We start from the raw sequence: 18816 nt of genomic DNA, 5'->3' as shown, positions 1-18816 counted from the left end.
GTTTTGACCGTTTCTGGTACGCTTTTTTTGTAAATACTTTTTATTTGCAAATTTCCTCTTGCATTGTGTGCGTTCTGTGGTAATATCTAGTGAGCAATTTTCATGAAAGGAATGAAAACGATGAAAGAACTTACACGAGGAAATCCCGCAAAATTAATTTTGTTTTTCACAATCCCATTGTTAGCTGGTAATGTTTTGCAACAATTTTATAATATGATAGATATGATCATCGTAGGCCAAACACTTGGCAAAGACGCACTAGCTGCGGTTGGAGCTACTGGAAGTGTTAGCTTTCTAATTATTGGATTCGCCCAAGGTTTAACGTCAGGTCTCTCCATTATTACCTCTCAGCGCTTTGGTGCCAAGGATACCTTAGGCGTTCGTAAGAGTTTTGCAACTTCTGTTTTGATCAGTACTGTTGTCACTGTTGTTCTTACTGCCCTGAGCCTGCTGTTTTTACGTCCGTTACTATTAGTGATGCAAACACCGCCTGAGATTTTAGATCAAGCTCAGACATTTATTTCAATCATTTTAGCAGGTATTTTTGCGGCGATGATGTTCAATTTGTTGTCCAATATGATTCGTGCACTTGGCGATAGTCGAACACCGTTAATCTTTTTAGCCCTGGCTGTCCTTGTGAATATTGTTCTGGATATCGTTTTTATCACTAAATTTAACTCTGGGATTGCTGGTGCTGGTTATGCAACCGTAATTGCCCAAGTAATTGCCAGTCTATTATGTCTAATCTATATTCGCAAACGTATCCCATTACTACAAATTGGCTGGAAACATTTTTCATTCGATAAACAAGAGATTCGTACTCACTTAAATGCTGCTTTACCCATGGGTTTCCAATCTTCTATTATTGCGATTGGTGCTGTTGTTTTACAATCAGCATTGAACAGCTTAGGAACCGATGTAGTAGCTGCCCAAGCCGCTGCAGGACGAATTGAGCAATTCGCTATTTTGCCAATGATGTCCTTTGGTATTACCATGGCTACCTTTACCGCCCAAAACTTTGGTGCTAGAAAGTATAGTCGCATTTTAACTGGAATCAAGCAAAGTTTGATTATGAACGTCCTGTTCAGCTTGTTAGCTGGTTTCTCAGTTATCTTTTTTGGTCACTACTTGATTGCTCTGTTTGTTGACAAAGGGGAAACTCAAGTCTTCCAATTGGCTCAGGTCTACTTCAATATTAGTGGAGCCTTGTACGTAATTTTATCTGTATTGTTTATTCTACGCTACACTTTGCAAGGCCTTGGCCAAGCAAAAATCCCAACCTTCGCTGGGATTATGGAGTTGCTAATGCGTTCCTTCGCCGCGATAATTTTGACTGGTTTATATGGTTACCCTGGTGCAGCCTTTGCTTCACCACTGGCCTGGATTGGTTCCGTATCTGTCCTATTGCCATCAACGATCAAAGCCATTCGCAAACTGAAAGAATTGGAACGTCAGCAACAAGTTGAAGAACTTGGTTTACCAGAAGAAGAGCGCAAGCCACTTCCCACAACCAATTAATTTGAAGGCCTAAAGATTAGCTTTAAAAGTTGATCTTTAGGCTTTTTTGCGATTTATTTCTTTGTAGCAAGTCATTCCTCAGGCGCCACCAAACAACTGCAATATCCATCCCAGAATGGGTCCGTAAACTGCATAATCAGTTTCGCTTAAAATACGCATAATTGGTGCATAGCTGCCCACCATTGGTAATAATAATGCCTGTCCAAAAATCAGGATGAAGCCATTTGCCACTGAACCAATAATCGCACCCCTGCGTCCACCATGAGCATTGCCAAAGATTGCTGTTGCCGCTCCTGTGAAAAAAGTTGGAATTAAAGCAGGAAAAACTACAATAGGATAATTCATTGCGCCTAACAGCAGCATACCCACCAATCCCGCAATCAAACTGCACAAAAAACCAACAATCACTGATGTAGGATAATTAGGGAAGAGCAGTGGTATATCTAGCCCTGGTTTTGAATTAGGAATAATTTTATTTGCTATCCCATGAAAAGCCGGGATAATCTCTGACAGCATCATCCGTACACCCGTAATAATGACAGTAATCCACATTCCAAACTCAATTCCCCGCAACATAGAAAAGACAATAATGTCTTGCCCTCCGGTAACATTTTCCATCGTCCAGCTTGGTGTTGCAAACAAACACACCATTAAAAACAGCACGGTCATCACTAAGGTTAAGGCAATCGTCATTTCTCGTAAGAAATTGAATTCTTTGGGAATTTTCAACTCTTCAAGGTCCTGATTTTTGTTTCCAAAAGTTTTTGCCAAAAATGTTGCTGCTAATAATCCCGAAGAACTCGAATGGGCCAAAGTAAATCCCTCACCACCCTTTACACCCTTCATGCAAACAGCTACATAAGCACACGAACCGGTCATGTATAAACCTAATAAAATCGAACCAATCACAATAATTCCTATAAACGGCAATGATGTATTAAATTTCAATAAAGCTGCAATTAACCCAGCAAAGAAAAAGGAAACGTGCGCAGACAAATGAACATACTTAAAGCGGGTGAATCTAGCCAGCAGCAAGTTAATCAGAAAACCAAAAGCAAAAATAAGAGCCATCTCTGTTCCAATATCCGCTAAACTTTCTGCTTGAGCAGCACCAATATCCGCTGAGAAAGCCTGCATATTAAAAATTTTGGAAATGATCTGCTGAAGAGGCAGCAAGGCCGTACCTAAAGTCTGTCCTCCAACATTAATCATCGTGAACCCAATCATTGTCTTGATTGTACTAGGTAAAATTTGATTCCAAGACTTCTTTTGAGCAAACATACCTATAATAACAACCATTCCGATAATGAATACAGCTTGGCTCAGTACGTTATTCACGATATATAAAAATACAGCCATCTTCGAACCCCCTTATCCATTAATCGTTTTTAGCAATTGATTTTTTAAATACGCTTTGTCCATCATATTATCAATACGTATAATTTTAGCACTTGTTTCTCGCAAGGTTTCTGCAAAATCAGACGTGGTGATTAAGATATCATAATTATTAGGATCCACCGATCCTATATCTGAGGCATCAACCTCTGCCTCAATTCCTTCCGCATCTAAAATCTGTTGAGCAAACAATCGCATCATCATACTGCTGCCTACCCCAGCTCCACAAACCGTTACAACCTTAATCATTTTTTATTTCCCCCTTTAATAATAGTCAAAATGTCTTTCGCTTGTTTAGCTGCTAAAAACTGTTCAATTTTTCCTTCCTGTGACAAAATATCTACTAATGACACCAGTGCTTCCAAATGAGTCTGCTGATCAGTTGCACAAAGTCCCATCACGATCTTCACCGGATCGTTTTTAGGATGGCCAAAAACAACTGGCTTTCTTAACGTTACTAGGCTGATTCCCGCTGCTAAAGCACCCTCCTCCGGTCGCGCATGAGGCATTGCAATTCCCGGTGCAATCACAATATAGGTGCCATTTTCTTCTACATTTTTCAACATACCTTCAATATAATTAGCGGTTGCGAAGCCATTTTCAACTAATAATTCGCCACTTCTTCGCATAGCTTCTTCGCGATTGTTTGCTGAGAAATTAAGGTCAATTAACGTCTCAGTTAAGATGTCTTCAAGCATAAATCGTTCTCTCCTTTTTCCAAGTTTGTTGATTGCTTACCTATTCTTTTAGTTAATACTTCTCGTGATTCATCTCAACCCAATAAAAAAGCCCTCAAACCAGACGATTGTCCAGCTTGAGGGCGCATTACACACGGTACCACCTCACTATATGCTCCATGAAGCATCTCTTGATCGATTATCCAACAATAACCTTCCTCTATAACGGGAGTTCCCGTCATCCCCTACTAGTATTCAAGGATGCTCCAACAAGTCCATTCATCAGGTAAAAAATGCTTCATTCTCATCGCTAGAAGCTTTCTGTCATTTTTATTATCCCAATTACTTCTCTTGTTTATGATTTTTATTCAAAAAAAGCCCTCAAGTCAGACCATTGTCCAACTTGAGGGCGATCAATCCGCGGTGCCACCTCATTGTATGCTTTATCAAGCATCTCTTTATCAGCCGTCTATCAACAGCCTTTCTCAATAACGGGAGTTTCCGGAAGCTCCTACTTAGATTCAAAGCTTCAGTCCAAAAGTCCATTCGCATTATTTCTCTTACTGATTCACAGTCCCATCAGCTCCCTGGAAAGAAAAATCATGTTACTACTCTTTTGTATGACATGTATTTTTTTAAAATAATACGCTTGTTTGCTGAAAGAGTCAATCGATTTATGAAAGAAAATTTTTCTTTTTTTAATCACAAAGCCATTTATTTTTTCTTTTTCTGACTGTAGTCGTCAGTTTCTTCTATCAAATGCACCTTGTAATGCCTGCAAGTATTTCTTAATCCCTGAAATTCCATCCGCATCGTATCGTTTGATGAATTCCGATCCAATGATCGCTCCGTCAGCCCCTTCATTTAGTATACTAATAATATCCTCCGATTCCTTCACTCCAAATCCGACAAATATCGGCAGCTTAGTCTTTGGTTTCAGACAGGCGAGCAAAGGAATATATTCGTTTGGCAACTGGGTAAATTCTCCAGTTTTTCCTTCACCAGATACTAAATAAATAAATTCCGAACTGCTAGTTAATTGCTCCACCAGTATTTCTTGGTCTAACTTATGGGTAAAAGTGTGTACAAGACCTGTATAGTTCTTTTGATCCAGACATTTATCCACACATAGGATCGCATCGTAAAGTGTACGGGCTATCTGAGAAAGTTGAAAATGTTCAACCCCTTCATGATAAGTCATCAAAATTACCCGAAATGAATACTGTCGGCGGATTTCTTCTAGTACCGAAATAATTTCTTGTTGCGTTAACGTGGGATACACTTGCTCATGGGTCTTTCGCACTACACCACCATCAACATAAGGATTTGCTACAGGTATTCCGATCTCCACATAGCCCACGTTAGACTCTTCAATGACATCAAGTATTTCAAAAAACTTTTCCCGCGTCGGGTAATTAATCGTCACGTACAATACTAAGTTATTCATCATGCGCCTCCAAACAATTGCAGGAACCAACCTAGAATTGGGCCATACACCGTATAATCCGTTTCACTAAGAATCCGCATGATTGGCGCATAGCTTCCTACCATGGGCAGTAAAAAGGCTTGGCCGAAAATTAAAATAAATCCGTTTGCTAAGGAACCCATAATTGCTCCTCGGCGACCGCCATGTGCATTTCCAAAGATCGCAGTTGCAGCGCCAGTAAAGAACGTAGGAATCAAGGCTGGAAAAACGACTACTGGATAATTCAACGCACCCAGGATCAACATGCCTGCTAAGCCTGAAACTAAGCTGCATAAAAAGCCGACAATGACTGATGTTGGATAGTTAGGAAACAGTAAAGGGATGTCTAAGCCCGGCTTAGAATTCGGAATAATCTTATTGGCAATTCCATGGAAAGCAGGAATAATTTCCGAAAGCATCATCCGAACCCCGGTTATAATGACCGTAATCCACATACCAAACTCAACACCACGTAATAAAGAGAAGACAATGATATCTTGGCCGCCAGTAATATTTTCCATCGTCCAACTTGGTGTTGCAATTAAACTGATTAATAAGAACAGCACCGTCATTACTAAGGTTAAGGCGATCGTCATTTCCCGCAGAAAATTCAATTTCTTGGGAATCTCCAGCTGCTCCAAATCATGTTCCTTGTTGCCAAATGCTTTCGCTAATAAAGTTGCTACTAATAGACCTGAAGAACTTGAATGAGCGAGGGTAAAGCCTTCCGCACCTTTTACTCCCTTGATACAGACTGCCACGTACGCACAAGAAAAGGTCATGTATAAGCCTAACAAAACAGAGCCAATCGCTACAATACCAGTAAATGGCAAAGCTGTTCCAAACTTTAGTAAAGCAGCAATCAAACCTGCAAAGAAAAAAGAGACATGGGCAGATAAATGAACATATTTAAAACGAGTAAAGCGAGCCAACAATAGATTAATCAAGAAACCAAAAGCAAAGATCAAGGCCATTTCGGTTCCAATATCTGCCAGGCTCTCCGCTTGTGCAGCCCCAATATCTGCTGAAAAGCTTTGCATATCGAAAATTTTAGAAATCATTTGCTGCAAAGGTAATAAGGCCCCACCCAGCGTTTGACCACCCACATTAATCATCGTAAATCCAATCATTGTTTTAATGGCACTAGGTAAAATTTGATCCCATGATTTCTTTTGGGCAATCATTCCGACAACTACGACCATTCCAATAATAAAGACTGCCTGACTCAGTACATTGTTTACAATATATAGAAATACCGACATAGTATTACCCCCTTAAGCTTTGATGGTTGTTAATAATTGCTCTTTCAAATACGCTTTATCCATCATATTATCAATGCGGATAATTTTTGCAGTTGAATCCCGCAGGGTATCTGCAAAATCAGACGTGGTGATCAAAATATCATAGCTGTTAGGATCAACAGATCCAATATCTGCCGCATCAACCGTGGCTTCAACCTTTTCATCATCTAAAATCTGCTGGGTAAACAGACGCATCATCATACTGCTGCCAACCCCAGCCCCACAAACGGTCACGATTTTTAACATGTTTCTTTTCCCCCTTCAATGATGTTCATAATTTCTATTTTATTAGTGGCACTTGTAAAACCTGCTACATTTTCCTCATGGGACAAAATTTCCACCAATTCAGCCAACGCTTTTAAATGGGTTTGATGGTCAATCGCACAAAGTCCAATCACGATTTTCACTGGATCATTTTTTGGATGGCCGAAAACAACCGATTCTTTTAAGGTTACAATGCTAAAGCCTACATCCAATGCCCCTTCCTCAGGACGAGCATGAGGCATCGCAATCCCTGGTGCAATCACTATATACGTTCCATTCACTTCCAAATTTTCAATCATACCATCTACATAATTGCTAGTTGCTAACCCGCTATTCACTAATAATTCTCCACTTTTTCTCACGGCTTCGTCTCGATTTTCAGCTGCATAGTTGAGCTCAATCAAGTCGGGAGTTAGTATTTCTTTAAGCATAGGCTGATACTCCTTCTTTTCTTGGGATTTGGGTAAATTCAAATAAGTAGTTAATTCATCAGATAGGCTTTTGGTCGCCTGAAAAGATAACGACGCGTAATTTTCTACAATTGTAAGTAACTGGTCAATCGTTACCTCGCGAAAGATCGGCTTAACAAATCGATGAATACTCTCTCTGTCTTCTTCTGATAAATAAGGATTTACTCGAACGACCGGGATACTTTTCAGCTCCAAAGGGATTGTGGTAATTACTAGATCTACTTTGTTTTCTGTTAACCACTTGATTCCTTCCCGTGCGCCAAAGGTTCCTACTACCTCTACATGAAAGGTATTTTGAATTTTACTCTTTAATATTTCTGAGGTGCTGATTCCGGCATTGCAGATAATCACAATTTTGGTTTTGTGAGGAACAAAGAACTTATTACGCTCCAATGATGCTGCAAAGAAAAGAGTAAAGAAACTGATCTCCTGATCAGTAAACGTCACCTTTAATTTTGTTTCCAACAATGGTACATAGGTGCGGATTGAGGTGTGCAGCTCTTGATAATTTTCCAACACGTATTCATACATGGGATTTTCAATAGATTCACCAGCCAAGGTTCGTTTGTAGGCAGGACGCAGATGATTTAACAAACCTTTATAAAGCTTTTGGTCAGTCGTAAAATCGATTTGGGGAAAATCTTGATCGACTGCCGTAATGAATTGTTCAACGATTAGATTAAATGTTAGCCATTTATCGGTTAGCAGTTCCTGATAGTTAGTAATCGAGGCTTCTGATAACTTATTCGCTAGATATACCAGCTCTGCTTTTGTTATTGGCTGTTTGAACCGATCCTCTATTGCCTGTTTGTTCGCAAATAGAACTTGTTCCTCTTTGTTATAGATCTCTTTTTTTTGCCACTGCTTAAGGGATTTATTTATTTGCAAACGTTTCTTGGTTACCCAAAAATGCAGAATCATTTTTTGGAAGGATTCATCACTTAACTGAATACCGATCTCATTGCAAATTTTCTCAATCAGCTCATCAATTTCTATCAAGCTGTTTCTTTCTGCTTGAAAGCTTTCAGTTTCAAATAGCAATGGGTCTTGTTCTAAGGTAGCTGCTAGGAAGTTTCGGATCCTTGCTTCCTCTCCCACCACTCGGTAGCCACGAAAAGGAATAGTCTCAAGAATAATTTCATTATTCCCCAGTTCCTTACGAACAGCTCGTAAATCATTAAGCAGTGTATTTCTAGAAACCAACGTCCGCTGCAGCAATGTTTCGGAGCTGAAATTGTCCGGCAGCAGCAGGACCGACTCTAGCATACGAATTTTTCTGATGCGTTGATCGCTGTTGATGAAATCATTGTTCTTAAACAGAATTTTTTCAATATCTATCGGTGCTTCACACTTATATTGAATACGTCCCTTTTCGATGACTATTTCTGTCGCACCGACTGTTTCCAACAGCTCATTCAGCTTATCGATGTCATTGTAAATTGTTCGAGTGCTGACGTGAAAGTGAGCGGCCAACTCACTAATTTGAAATCTTGCTTGTTGCTTCGCTAGCAAGCTATATAAATTTGATAATCGATTATCCATAGGTCTTCCTCCTGCCTTTAGTATAAAGGATGGCAAATGACATGAAAAAGAACAGTTCATTTCAAATTTCTTGAAACAAACTGTTCTGGTTGCAGGTTAGTATATTCTATTATCTGTATGGTCACACTATGAACGGGGCTTTAACTAACTGATCCTCTCCGTAAAATTAGACTAATCAGGATTCAACACAATCATCCATCACAAAAAGGCTGACAGGGAAAGTTAATTTCCCACGTCAACCTCTTTCATTTCGCCTTATTCAATCCTGCAATTAAACACTTGGGTATTTCCCATCCCAAACAATGTTGCGATAGCTCTCCTGATCCGTGTCTCCTTCAGTTGAGATACATAGAATTTTCGAGTGGTTAGAAAGCTGTAGTTGTTCCTTAAGCCAGTTTAATTCAGTCTTCTCAAGAACCTCAGCAACTAACCCTAAACCTGCAGCTCCGCTCTCGCCAGATATAACTTTAGGATCATCACCTAAAGGATTGCCCAGCACTCGCATCCCCTTGGCTGCTACATTATCTGGCATAGAAATAAAATCATCCGCATAATCTTTTAAAATATCCCAACCGATCGTACAAGGTTCCCCACAAGCTAAACCGGCCATAATCGTATCCATGTCACCAGCAACTTTCTGTAGCTTGCCATCAGCTTGACTGGCTGTTTTAAAGAGACAATCAGCTTTTTCCGGTTCTATAATTACAATAATCGGCTGTTGTTCACCGGGATAATAATCAGCAAAGAAGGCAGTGATGGCACCTGCCATCGCGCCAACCCCTGCTTGCAGGAAGATGTGGGTCGGCTTCACCTGCTGCAACTGATGGATTATTTCATTGGCCATCGTTGTGTACCCTTGCATAATCCGCAACGGGATATCCTCATAGCCCTCCCAAGCGGTATCTTGTACTAAGACCCAATCATTTTTCTCGCTGGTGCTGCTGGCAAAGCGAACCGCATCATCATAATTCAGCTCAAGAATGCTGGCATCGGCTCCTAATTTTTGAATATTTTCTAAGCGTTCTTGGGCACTGCTTCTTGGCATATAAACTACACTTTTTTGTCCTAGGCGCTCAGCTGTCCAGGCGATTCCTCGCCCATGATTGCCGTCGGTAGCTGTGACAAATGTGATATCTCCTACCTGTTGCTTCATCTCTTCACTGCTGATTTTTTCATATGGAAGGTCGCTAATATCCATTGCCAGCTTATCCGCAATCACGGAAGCTAAACAATAGCTGCCCCCCAGCACCTTAAAGGCATTTAAACCAAACCGGTAGCTTTCATCCTTAACATAAATATCTTCAACACCTAATTCCTCAGCCAAATTCTTCAAATTAACTAAGGGTGTTTCGGTATATTCTGGAAAACTTTGGTGGAAATCCCAAATCTTTTTAGTTTCCTTGGCACCAAAGGCTTCCACCGAGGTTGTTCCGCTGTTCTTAGCCCGCTCATAATGAACAGCTTTAATTGGTTCCGTCATCTCTTTTCTCCTAATCTGTCAGTTAATCAATCATTGCAATAGCTTCAATTTCTACTAAGGCATCTTTAGGCAATGCAGCCACCTGATACGCAGCTCTAGCCGGACAGGTACCGTTAAAGTATTCACCATAAACCTCATTCATCGCAGCAAAATCACTAATGTTTTTCAGCAGCACCGTGGTCTTGACTACCTTAGTAAGATCCGTACCAGCTTCTGCTAAAATAGCTTTTATATTTTCCAGAGAACGAGCAGTCTGCTCCTTAATATCCTCACTTGGAAACTCTCCAGTAGCAGGGTCAATAGGCAACTGACCAGATAAATATAAGGTATTACCAACTTTAATAGCCTGTGAATATGGGCCAATTGCAGCAGGTGCCTTGGCCGTATCAATTTTGTTGATCATTTAAAATTTCCTCCAATTTTCTTTGAAATAGTCTGCCTCAGTCACGCAAATCCCATAATGATTGCCTGATTGGCAGTATTATTTTTTCCAATCATTTAAAGACAAGTTTTCCTATTTGAACTGTTCGTTAGTTAGCTCCAAGTTGTTTTGTTTCTTGGTCTTCTCACCATAATTGGCAAAAAGGATGACTGATACTAAGACAACCGCTATTCCTGCCATCTGAACAATTGTCCAAGATTGTCCTAGCAGCAATGGGGTTAGAATGTTCGCAACTAAGGGCTCCAAAGCAGCCATGATATTAGATAAAGATGCTTCAACGTAATTTACACTTCCTAGATAACAGCTAAATGCAATGGCCGTACCAACGACGATGATAAAAGCCATATACAAAATGACTTCAAGATTTACCGTAAAGCCCGGTTTCCAAATAGGATGTACGAATTGGAAGGCACCTCCACCGATCAGCATACCCCAGCCAACGACAATCGGTGAGCCGTATATTTTTAAAATACGACGCGGCTGCAAGGTATAAAAGGCTACGCCAATCGCCGAACCAATCCCAATAACCAAACCAGTTAGACTAACCTCCAGCTGGCCAAAGTTTCCTCGGGTAACAATTAGAAAAACACCTAAAAACGTCAAGAATATATAGAACAGTTCTTTAGCATGTACAACCTTTTCCTTTTTCACAGCTAAATAGAAGTAAATGAAAATCGGCGAGGTAAATTGCAGAATCGTTGCTAATCCGGCACCGTTTGCTCCAATTGATAAAAAGAATAAGTATTGGCAGCCGATCATCCCCAGTAAACCAAACAGGAATAATACTGCGGTATCTTTTTTCGTCTTGAAAATCTCAAAGATCTCTTTTTTTAATACGAACTTGGCATAAAGGAGTATCAGAATACCTGCTAGAAACAGCCGCGTACCCACAACCCACTCAACTGGCGCATTGAATTGAGAAAATACCACATCAGCAAAAGCACCATTAATTCCCCAAAGCGTAGCCCCTGTTGCCGCAAGTGCTATACCTTTTGTTCTTCCCTTCATAGTTGCTAAACCTCCCTAAGCTTCTATTTCAGCTGCAAACGAACAATCTCAGCAAAATATTCTGCTCCCTTTACTAAGTTTTCTTCCTTGTAATCAAATTTCGCATGATGCAGAGGATAAGGTTCCACCCCTTCACGCATTCCCCCTAAAAATACAAAACACCCAGGTACAAGTTTGAGAAAATGACCAAAGTCCTCTGAAGCCATCATTGGGCTGGCTTGCTCATTTACCAGTTGCTCTCCTAAAACATTTTTCGCAGCTTGAATAGCCACTTGATGACATTCTTCCCAATTAATCGTAGGGCCAAAGGAATTTGAATAACTAAACTCACAGGAGACCTCATTAGCTTCACAAATTTTTTCGCAAAGCAAGCGCATGCGGTGCTCCAGCAGCTGCTGGACCTCAGGCTTGTAACTGCGAGTATCGCCAGTTATTACCACATTTGAAGGAATGGCATTGATGATACCGTCTGTATGGATTTCCGTACACGAGACCACCGCCGTATCAATTGGGTCGACATTTCTTGCAACTACTGTCTGCAAAGCCAAGATAATTTCTGCAGCCACTACTAAAGGATCTTTTCCCTGATGAGGAGCAGAGGCATGTCCTCCAACACCTTTTATTTCAATTCTGAAATTATCCTCACTCGCCATAATCGGACCAGACTTAGAATGAATTTCTCCTTCCGGTAAAGTAGGCATATTGTGCAGCCCATAAAATTCGTCAATTGGGAATCTTTCAAACAGGCCGTCCTCCAACATGGACAGTGCACCTTTTCCATGCTCCTCAGCCGGCTGGAAAATAAAACGAACAGTCCCGTTAAATTCCTTGGTATCAGCTAAAATTTTGGCAGCACCCAAAGCGGTTGTCACATGACCATCATGTCCGCAAGCATGCATTTTTCCTTTAGTTTTGGAGGCATAGGGCAAATCGGTTTGCTCCAAAATATTTAAGGCATCCATGTCAGCCCGAATACCGATAGTTTTCTTACCAGTGCCGTTGGTTAAGCTGGCAACGACACCCGTTTTCCCGATACCCGTCGTAACCTCATAGCCGAATTCCGCCATTTTTTCTGCCACGAATTTTGCTGTATTGACTTCCTCAAAAGCTGTCTCAGGATGTTCATGAAGATAATGTCGCCATTCAGTCAGTTGTACTAGTAGTTCTTTACTCATTTCCTTCCTCCATCTCTTAGAACCTTTTTTAATTTGTGATGAAACAGTCACGCGTTTTTGTTTACGGTTTCAATATAATGGTTTTTGAAGGCTATTTCTATTAGGATTAAACTGCATTTTATCGGAATTGACCGAATTGGAAATAATTAGGTTTTCCTCCTCCTTATGAATACAGGACTATGCTATAATTCAAACAACTAGCGAGCCCATTTTATCGTAATCTATTTGAAAGAGGTGCATACGATGGCAAGAACCTTACCTATCAATATGGATGAAACTCTCGAAGAACATTTGACGTATCAGTCAGTCGGATTTTCTATCATCCCTTACGTAATCGAGTATGATTACGAACGTCATGACTTTATGCCTCTTCACTGGCATAAGGAGCTGCAAATCAGCTGGGTTTATGAAGGGAAAATCGAATTCTTAATTGATGGAGAATCGATTGTTATTAGCGAAAAGGATATCCTGTTTATCAACCAGAAGAAATTTCATAGCTCCTCTGCCATTGAAGGGAATGCTAAAACTTTATGTATTAATTTCAACTTGGACTTTTTGCATCCTAAAATTATTGAGGATTACATTGAACCAATTTTGAATAATCCTAGTTTTGTTTATTACCGATTGCCTATGGTCGGAACTCTCTCTAAGTACTTTAGTTCAATTTTGAGTGAAATTCCCACGCAAGCAGCTGAATCTGTCAATGAAACGGGATCAACCAATTACTTCCAAGTGGTTAATCTAATCAATTTAATCATTGAAGAAATCGTTTTGAAATTCGATGGCCAGCATAACTTCATGAAAAAAGAGGAATTTGATACATTGAATAACCTTCTCTTGTACATCCATCAAAACTATACCCAAAAGGTCATGATAAAGGATTTGACCGATCACGCGCATATCAGCAAAACCTTTTGTAACGAACTGTTTCAAAAGTATACGAAGATGTCTCCCATTCAATATATCACTGCCTACCGGCTGCAGGTCGCTCAGGAAATGGTAATCACCACCGATAAACCCATCTCCACTATTAGCGAACAATGCGGATTCGGTACACTCAGCTATTTTATTGAACAATTCAGACTGCACTATAAAATGTCGCCATTGAAATTCCGAAAAAAATTCCACCAATAATATTAACTACAAAAAAACTGCCGCAGATTTTACTCTGCGGCAGCGTCAATCCTTATTTTCTTTCCTTCAGCCATGTCTTGCGAGTTTGTCCAACAATCAGTGGAACAGACTCATAAACAACCTCACTGTACTCTAAACCAAACCACCGTTCAGGAGATACTGCATAGCGCTTAATAGCCAAACGAGCTTGCATGATTTGACGATCCCATTTTGCAACTTCTGTTGTCGATGACAACTCTTCTTGAATCAATACAAAACGGAAATCACCTACTTGCCGGCCCGGTGTTAAAGAATAATGTTGAGGCTGTTTTGGCAGCCGTCCTTGCTTCATTAAATCATGAATAATTTGGCGCAAGTACACATTCACATCCTGCGACATGCGGAAACCTAGATACAATTTTACTTTTACAATAAAATCAGTCCCCATCATATCAACTGAAAATTCTTCCGTATACGGTTCATCGGTCACTTCAACATTCACAAACCAATAGGCCTTGGCCCGTTTCAACCGCTTGTCTAAAATCGAATAAATAAATTGTTGAGGAATTTGGTCCTCCTCAAGTTTCGGTACCAAAAAGACCACGTTGGTTTGATAGTAAGGAATTCGATCATCCTCATGCAGCTCTTTCAACTGCCCCATATAATCTTGGAAATTGACTTCCTGGCTGGTGTTTTCTTGAATTTGATTGCTGCGATACCAGATATACATCAAAGCCAAAATGATTAAAGCCATACCTACTGCCACGAACCCTCCATGGAAAAACTTCGTCACACTGGAAATGAAAAAGAAAGTTTCTAAGAAGCCGAAGAACAGAACCATCAAATAAGCTAAGAAGCGTGAAACATTCTTCTGAATCATGTAATGATACAACAAGAATGTCGTCATCAGCATCGTTACAGTAATAGACAGACCATATGCTGCCTCCATATGGCTAGATGTTCTAAAGGTCAGTACAATCAACGAACATGCTGCCCATAAAATGAAGTTCACAGCGGGGATGTACATTTGTCCAATCGAGCTTCCTGGATAAAAAATACGCATTCTTGGCAACAGCTTCAGCTTGATTGCTTCAGAAACCAAAGTAAAGGAACCTGAGATCAATGCTTGAGAGGCAATAACTGCGGCAACTGTTGCAAATACAACACCAAATACAATCCAGCCATCTGGTAAGATTTGGAAGAAGGGATTCAAATTTTCTAGATTTTCATAAACTGGATTTCCTTTAGCATGCATAATCCATGCAGCTTGCCCAGCATAATTCAACATTAAGCAAGCGAAAATATACGGCCAGCTAAAACGGATATTCTTTTTACCCACGTGTCCCATATCCGAATACAACGCCTCCGCCCCCGTTGTTGCCAGAAATATACTTCCTAAGATAAAGACACCCATTTTATTTTCAGGACTAAATAATAAGTGAATGGCATAATAAGGATTTAAAGCACGAATCACTGAAAAGTCATAAGGGATATTGATTAGCCCCATGACACCTAAGAAAGTAAACCACAGCAGCATAATTGGTCCAAAAGCTTTTCCTACAAAGTCCGTCCCAAAACGCTGAATTAAAAAGAGAAATAGTAAAATGACCAGCGTAATAATAACAATGATATTTTGATTATTGCCGAATCGATCATAGAAATTAGGAATTCCTCGTAGCCCTTCAATAGCTGTAGTAACAGTTACTGCTGGTGTTAGAACGCCATCAGCTAGTAAAGCCGCTCCACCAATCATCGCAGGAATGATTAAATATTTCCCGCCCTTACGCACCAAGGTATATAGCGAAAATATCCCGCCCTCACCATGGTTATCTGCGTTCAATGCGATAATCACATATTTTACTGTGGTTAACAGCATTACTGTCCAAAAGACCAGTGAAACAACACCGATAACAAAATCGTTAGTTACCGATGAAAGGCCACCGTTTTCCATCAAGATAGCCTTCATTACGTACAGCGGACTTGTTCCAATGTCCCCGTACACCACGCCCATCGCCACTAATAATCCCGCGACTGATAATTTTTTGACATGACTTTTCTTTTCCATTCTTACACTCTCCTCTTGCAAATCACTCGTATATAGGAACTCAATTCCTCCTAATAATCAGGGAATCAAGGGCTGTTTGTTTTTTATATAATACGTAAGGGATTCGGGCTGATAAATTTAGAATGCGCCTTTATTTCGCAAACCTATCCCTGTTAGCCTTATAGGTCTCATAATTTACTATACCTTTAGATTTAGCAAATACCTACTAAATAAGCTTTGCAGAACTAGTTTGGCAGTTGAAGTACTCTCTTCTCATCTACTCTTAAAGGCGAAACTGACAGTTGACTCCTTGTAAGAGGTTCATTTTCGTACGCATGCTATCCAACTAAGCCGCACTAACTCAGCACTAGGCTTTTAATCTTTATCTAGCTTACTTCTCTAATAAACTACGAAAAGTTGGACTAGCATCTAACTCTTTTAAGGAATTCATTTTTTAAAGATCGAAAAAATGAGTTTTATTTTCGTACGCATACCATCCTGCTAAACTTCTCAGTACCATGATTAGTTATACTTTCAAGTTTAACTGGTACTTTTAAACGAACTACGAAAAGCAGGAGTGGCAAAAAAAGACCTAAACAACAGTTTTCCTGTCGTTTAGGTCTGGCAAATTATCTCTTAGACCAGTGCTGAGCACTAGATGTTGATCTAAAAGCATAGAGACTCTATGTCGCTACTCCCCTAAAACATATTCGTATTATGGACGTAGTTTGGTCATTTGTCAAAGGAATTATGAATGAATTTGAAAAAATTATTTTTCTTCTTTTTTATTCTCATCATCTTTTAACAATATCTTTCGAGAAGCATTCACACGGCCTTGACGATCGATCTCAGTAACTTTTACTAAGACTTCATCACCCATTTTAACGACATCCTCTACTTGTTTCACACGTTCGTTCGCAAGTTGAGAAATGTGTACCAATGCGTCCTTGCCTTTGATCAGGTTGACGAAAGCACCAAATTTTTCAATACGGACAACTTTACCTAAATAAACTTCGCCGACTTTGACTTCTTTGGTTAATTCTTCAATGATCTTGATTGCTTTTTGGATCATTTCAGCATCAGAAGAAGCGATACTTACTTGACCTTCTTGGTCGATATCGATCTTCACGCCAGTTTCATCAATGATGCTATTGATCGTGTCTCCACCTTTACCAATAACTGTTTTGATTTTATCTGGATCAATTTTGATCATTTCAATCTTAGGAGCATACTCACTTAGCTCTTCACGTGGCGCAGCCAGAGTGCTAGTTAAGTTTTCAAGGATTTCCATACGCGCTTTTTTCGCTTGGTCTAAAGCTTCTTTTAGGATTTGTTCAGTGATTCCTTGGATCTTGATATCCATTTGTAAAGCAGTAATACCTTCTTTTGTTCCAGCAACTTTAAAGTCCATGTCGCCTAAATGATCTTCTAGTCCTTGGATATCAGTTAAGATAGTATAGTTTTCACCATCAGAAACCAATCCCATTGCAATACCAGCTACAGGAGCTTTGATCGGCACACCTGCATCCATTAATGCTAACGTTCCAGCACAGATACTTGCTTGTGAAGATGAACCGTTCGATTCTAATACTTCCGCTACCAAACGAATAGTGTAAGGGAAATCTTCTTCACTAGGAATAATTTGAGACAACGCACGTTCACCCAAAGCTCCATGTCCAATTTCACGACGACCTGGACCAAAGGCGCGGCCTGTCGAACCTACTGAGAATTGAGGGAAGTTATAATGATGGATGAATCGTTTAGAATCTTCAATTCCTAAGCCATCAATAATTTGATGTTCCCCTAATGGTGCTAATGTACATACTGACAAAGCTTGAGTTTGTCCGCGAGTGAATAAACCTGAACCGTGAACGCGTGGTAATACGCTAACTTCAGAATCCAATGCACGGATTTCATCCAATTTACGGCCATCAGGACGAATTTTGTCAATGGTGATCAATTCACGTACGACATCTTTTTCAAGATCTTCTGCGATTTGTTTCACTTCTTTAGTTAATTGATCTGCATCTTCATGATCCGCAAATTTCTCTGCGTAAACTTCTTTAACGGTATCTTTCACTTTATCAATTTCGTCTTCACGAGCTAATTTTTCTTCTGTCATAACAGCAGTTTTCATTGTTTCGTAGTAACTAGCAAAGATTTCTTTCTTCAAATCAGCATCTACTTGCAACAATTTAACTTCCATCTTAGGTTTGCCCACAGCTGCAACGATTTCTTCTTGGAAGGCAACCATTTCTTGGATTGCTTCAAAACCAAACAGCAACGCACCTAACATATCTTCTTCAGAAACTTCTTTAGCACCAGATTCAACCATGTTGATAGCTTTCTTCGTACCAGCAACTGTTAAGTTGATGTCTGAAGTTTCGTTTTGTTCAACAGTTGGGTTCAATACGTATTCGCCATTTACACGACCTACATCAACACCAGCAATTGGCCCGTCAAATGGAATATCTGAAATAGCCAAAGCCAATGATGAACCAAACATTGCGGCCATTGAAGGTGAGCAATCTTGTTCCACACTCATCACAACGTTAGTTACTTGTACTTCGTTACGGAAACCATCCGCAAACATCGGACGAATTGGACGGTCAATCAATCGTGCAGTCAATGTTGCATCCGTACTTGGACGACCTTCACGTTTGATGAATCCTCCAGGGATTTTACCTACTGCATACATTTTTTCTTCGTAGTTGATAGTCAACGGGAAAAAGTCAGTATCTCGTGCTTCCTTTGAAGCGACTGCTGCACTTAATACAACCGTATCACCATAACGAACCAAGACTGCACCATTGGCTTGCTTCGCTAATTGACCAACTTCGACTTGCAAGGGACGGCCGCCCCAAGTGGTTTTGAATACTTGTTTTTCTGACATAATTTCTCCTTTTTCCCTCTGACAGGTGC

General features: G+C 40.1%; 15 protein-coding genes and 2 other annotated features. Of the genes, 2 read left to right on the top strand and 13 right to left on the bottom strand.

From position 1 onward, the window contains the following. The first annotated feature begins 120 nt into the window (after positions 1–120). Positions 121–1518, top strand: coding sequence for an MATE family efflux transporter (locus tag IGI46_RS05585; protein WP_429962414.1), 1398 nt, complete (start codon positions 121–123; stop codon positions 1516–1518). Positions 1519–1596: 78 nt separating this feature from the next. Here IGI46_RS05585 and IGI46_RS05580 read toward each other — a convergent pair whose 3' ends face one another. The 11 genes from IGI46_RS05580 to IGI46_RS05530 form a co-directional block, all read right to left on the bottom strand. Continuing rightward, a complete protein-coding gene (locus tag IGI46_RS05580; RefSeq protein WP_429962413.1) occupies positions 1597–2877 on the bottom strand; it encodes a PTS ascorbate transporter subunit IIC in 1281 nt (426 codons plus the stop codon). A 12-nt stretch (positions 2878–2889) separates the two neighbouring features. Continuing rightward, positions 2890–3162 (bottom strand): PTS sugar transporter subunit IIB, encoded by a 273-nt coding sequence (locus tag IGI46_RS05575; protein ID WP_429962412.1) that lies wholly within the window; start codon positions 3160–3162, stop codon positions 2890–2892. Then, entirely contained in the window at positions 3159–3611 is a 453-nt protein-coding gene (locus IGI46_RS05570) for a PTS sugar transporter subunit IIA (RefSeq protein ID WP_429962411.1), read from the bottom strand. Before IGI46_RS05570 ends, IGI46_RS05575 begins: the two co-directional genes overlap by 4 nt. Positions 3612–3726: 115 nt before the next feature. Continuing rightward, positions 3727–3957: a binding site (T-box leader), on the bottom strand. Positions 3958–3992: 35 nt separating this feature from the next. Beyond that, positions 3993–4221, bottom strand: a binding site (T-box leader). A 111-nt stretch (positions 4222–4332) separates the two neighbouring features. Continuing rightward, positions 4333–5037, bottom strand: coding sequence for a tryptophan synthase subunit alpha (locus IGI46_RS05565; protein WP_429962410.1), 705 nt, complete (start codon positions 5035–5037; stop codon positions 4333–4335). Further along, positions 5037–6317, bottom strand: a complete 1281-nt coding sequence (locus IGI46_RS05560; RefSeq protein WP_207702437.1) for a PTS ascorbate transporter subunit IIC — start codon at positions 6315–6317, stop codon at positions 5037–5039. The genes IGI46_RS05565 and IGI46_RS05560 overlap by 1 nt, the downstream gene beginning before the upstream one ends. 12 nt (positions 6318–6329) lie before the next feature. Continuing rightward, complete coding sequence (locus IGI46_RS05555) at positions 6330–6602, bottom strand: PTS sugar transporter subunit IIB (protein ID WP_429962409.1); 273 nt, start codon at positions 6600–6602, stop codon at positions 6330–6332. After that, positions 6596–8632, bottom strand: coding sequence for a BglG family transcription antiterminator (locus IGI46_RS05550; RefSeq protein WP_429973109.1), 2037 nt, complete (start codon positions 8630–8632; stop codon positions 6596–6598). Before IGI46_RS05550 ends, IGI46_RS05555 begins: the two co-directional genes overlap by 7 nt. A gap of 271 nt (positions 8633–8903) precedes the next feature. Beyond that, complete coding sequence (dpaL, locus tag IGI46_RS05545; protein WP_429973108.1) at positions 8904–10112, bottom strand: diaminopropionate ammonia-lyase; 1209 nt, start codon at positions 10110–10112, stop codon at positions 8904–8906. Between the two features lie 22 nt (positions 10113–10134). Further along, positions 10135–10515 carry a RidA family protein gene (locus IGI46_RS05540; protein WP_429973107.1) on the bottom strand — a complete coding sequence of 127 codons (381 nt, stop codon included), beginning with the start codon at positions 10513–10515 and terminating at the stop codon, positions 10135–10137. 111 nt (positions 10516–10626) lie between these two features. Next, positions 10627–11562: a DMT family transporter gene (locus tag IGI46_RS05535; RefSeq protein WP_429973106.1), complete on the bottom strand. Its 936-nt coding sequence runs from the start codon at positions 11560–11562 to the stop codon at positions 10627–10629. A 23-nt stretch (positions 11563–11585) separates the two neighbouring features. Next, positions 11586–12737, bottom strand: a complete 1152-nt coding sequence (locus IGI46_RS05530; RefSeq protein ID WP_429973105.1) for a M20 aminoacylase family protein — start codon at positions 12735–12737, stop codon at positions 11586–11588. 243 nt (positions 12738–12980) lie between these two features. Between IGI46_RS05530 and IGI46_RS05525 the strand changes: the two genes are divergently transcribed. Next, entirely contained in the window at positions 12981–13871 is an 891-nt protein-coding gene (locus IGI46_RS05525) for an AraC family transcriptional regulator (protein WP_429973104.1), read from the top strand. A 52-nt stretch (positions 13872–13923) separates the two neighbouring features. On the opposite strand, the gene IGI46_RS05520 is transcribed toward IGI46_RS05525, so the two are convergent. Both IGI46_RS05520 and pnp read right to left on the bottom strand, forming a co-directional pair. Next, a complete protein-coding gene (locus IGI46_RS05520; protein ID WP_429962407.1) occupies positions 13924–15915 on the bottom strand; it encodes a KUP/HAK/KT family potassium transporter in 1992 nt (663 codons plus the stop codon). A 748-nt stretch (positions 15916–16663) separates the two neighbouring features. After that, positions 16664–18787, bottom strand: a complete 2124-nt coding sequence (pnp, locus tag IGI46_RS05515) for a polyribonucleotide nucleotidyltransferase (RefSeq protein ID WP_429962406.1) — start codon at positions 18785–18787, stop codon at positions 16664–16666. Positions 18788–18816: the final 29 nt, after the last annotated feature.

The sequence above is a fragment of the Enterococcus sp. AZ163 genome (assembly GCF_050498925.1).
Lineage (GTDB): Bacteria > Bacillota > Bacilli > Lactobacillales > Enterococcaceae > Enterococcus_A > Enterococcus_A ferrettii.
The sequence above is the reverse complement of the archived record's forward strand: the minus strand, read 5'-3'. Positions and strand labels throughout refer to the sequence as shown.

Coding starts and splice junctions, on each gene's coding strand:
- IGI46_RS05585 (WP_429962414.1), top strand. CDS start 121: ATGAAAGAACTTACACGAGGAAATCCCGCAAAATTAATTTTGTTTTTC.
- IGI46_RS05580 (WP_429962413.1), bottom strand. CDS start 2,877: ATGGCTGTATTTTTATATATCGTGAATAACGTACTGAGCCAAGCTGTA.
- IGI46_RS05575 (WP_429962412.1), bottom strand. CDS start 3,162: ATGATTAAGGTTGTAACGGTTTGTGGAGCTGGGGTAGGCAGCAGTATG.
- IGI46_RS05570 (WP_429962411.1), bottom strand. CDS start 3,611: ATGCTTGAAGACATCTTAACTGAGACGTTAATTGACCTTAATTTCTCA.
- IGI46_RS05565 (WP_429962410.1), bottom strand. CDS start 5,037: ATGAATAACTTAGTATTGTACGTGACGATTAATTACCCGACGCGGGAA.
- IGI46_RS05560 (WP_207702437.1), bottom strand. CDS start 6,317: ATGTCGGTATTTCTATATATTGTAAACAATGTACTGAGTCAGGCAGTC.
- IGI46_RS05555 (WP_429962409.1), bottom strand. CDS start 6,602: ATGTTAAAAATCGTGACCGTTTGTGGGGCTGGGGTTGGCAGCAGTATG.
- IGI46_RS05550 (WP_429973109.1), bottom strand. CDS start 8,632: ATGGATAATCGATTATCAAATTTATATAGCTTGCTAGCGAAGCAACAA.
- dpaL (WP_429973108.1), bottom strand. CDS start 10,112: ATGACGGAACCAATTAAAGCTGTTCATTATGAGCGGGCTAAGAACAGC.
- IGI46_RS05540 (WP_429973107.1), bottom strand. CDS start 10,515: ATGATCAACAAAATTGATACGGCCAAGGCACCTGCTGCAATTGGCCCA.
- IGI46_RS05535 (WP_429973106.1), bottom strand. CDS start 11,562: ATGAAGGGAAGAACAAAAGGTATAGCACTTGCGGCAACAGGGGCTACG.
- IGI46_RS05530 (WP_429973105.1), bottom strand. CDS start 12,737: ATGAGTAAAGAACTACTAGTACAACTGACTGAATGGCGACATTATCTT.
- IGI46_RS05525 (WP_429973104.1), top strand. CDS start 12,981: ATGGCAAGAACCTTACCTATCAATATGGATGAAACTCTCGAAGAACAT.
- IGI46_RS05520 (WP_429962407.1), bottom strand. CDS start 15,915: ATGGAAAAGAAAAGTCATGTCAAAAAATTATCAGTCGCGGGATTATTA.
- pnp (WP_429962406.1), bottom strand. CDS start 18,787: ATGTCAGAAAAACAAGTATTCAAAACCACTTGGGGCGGCCGTCCCTTG.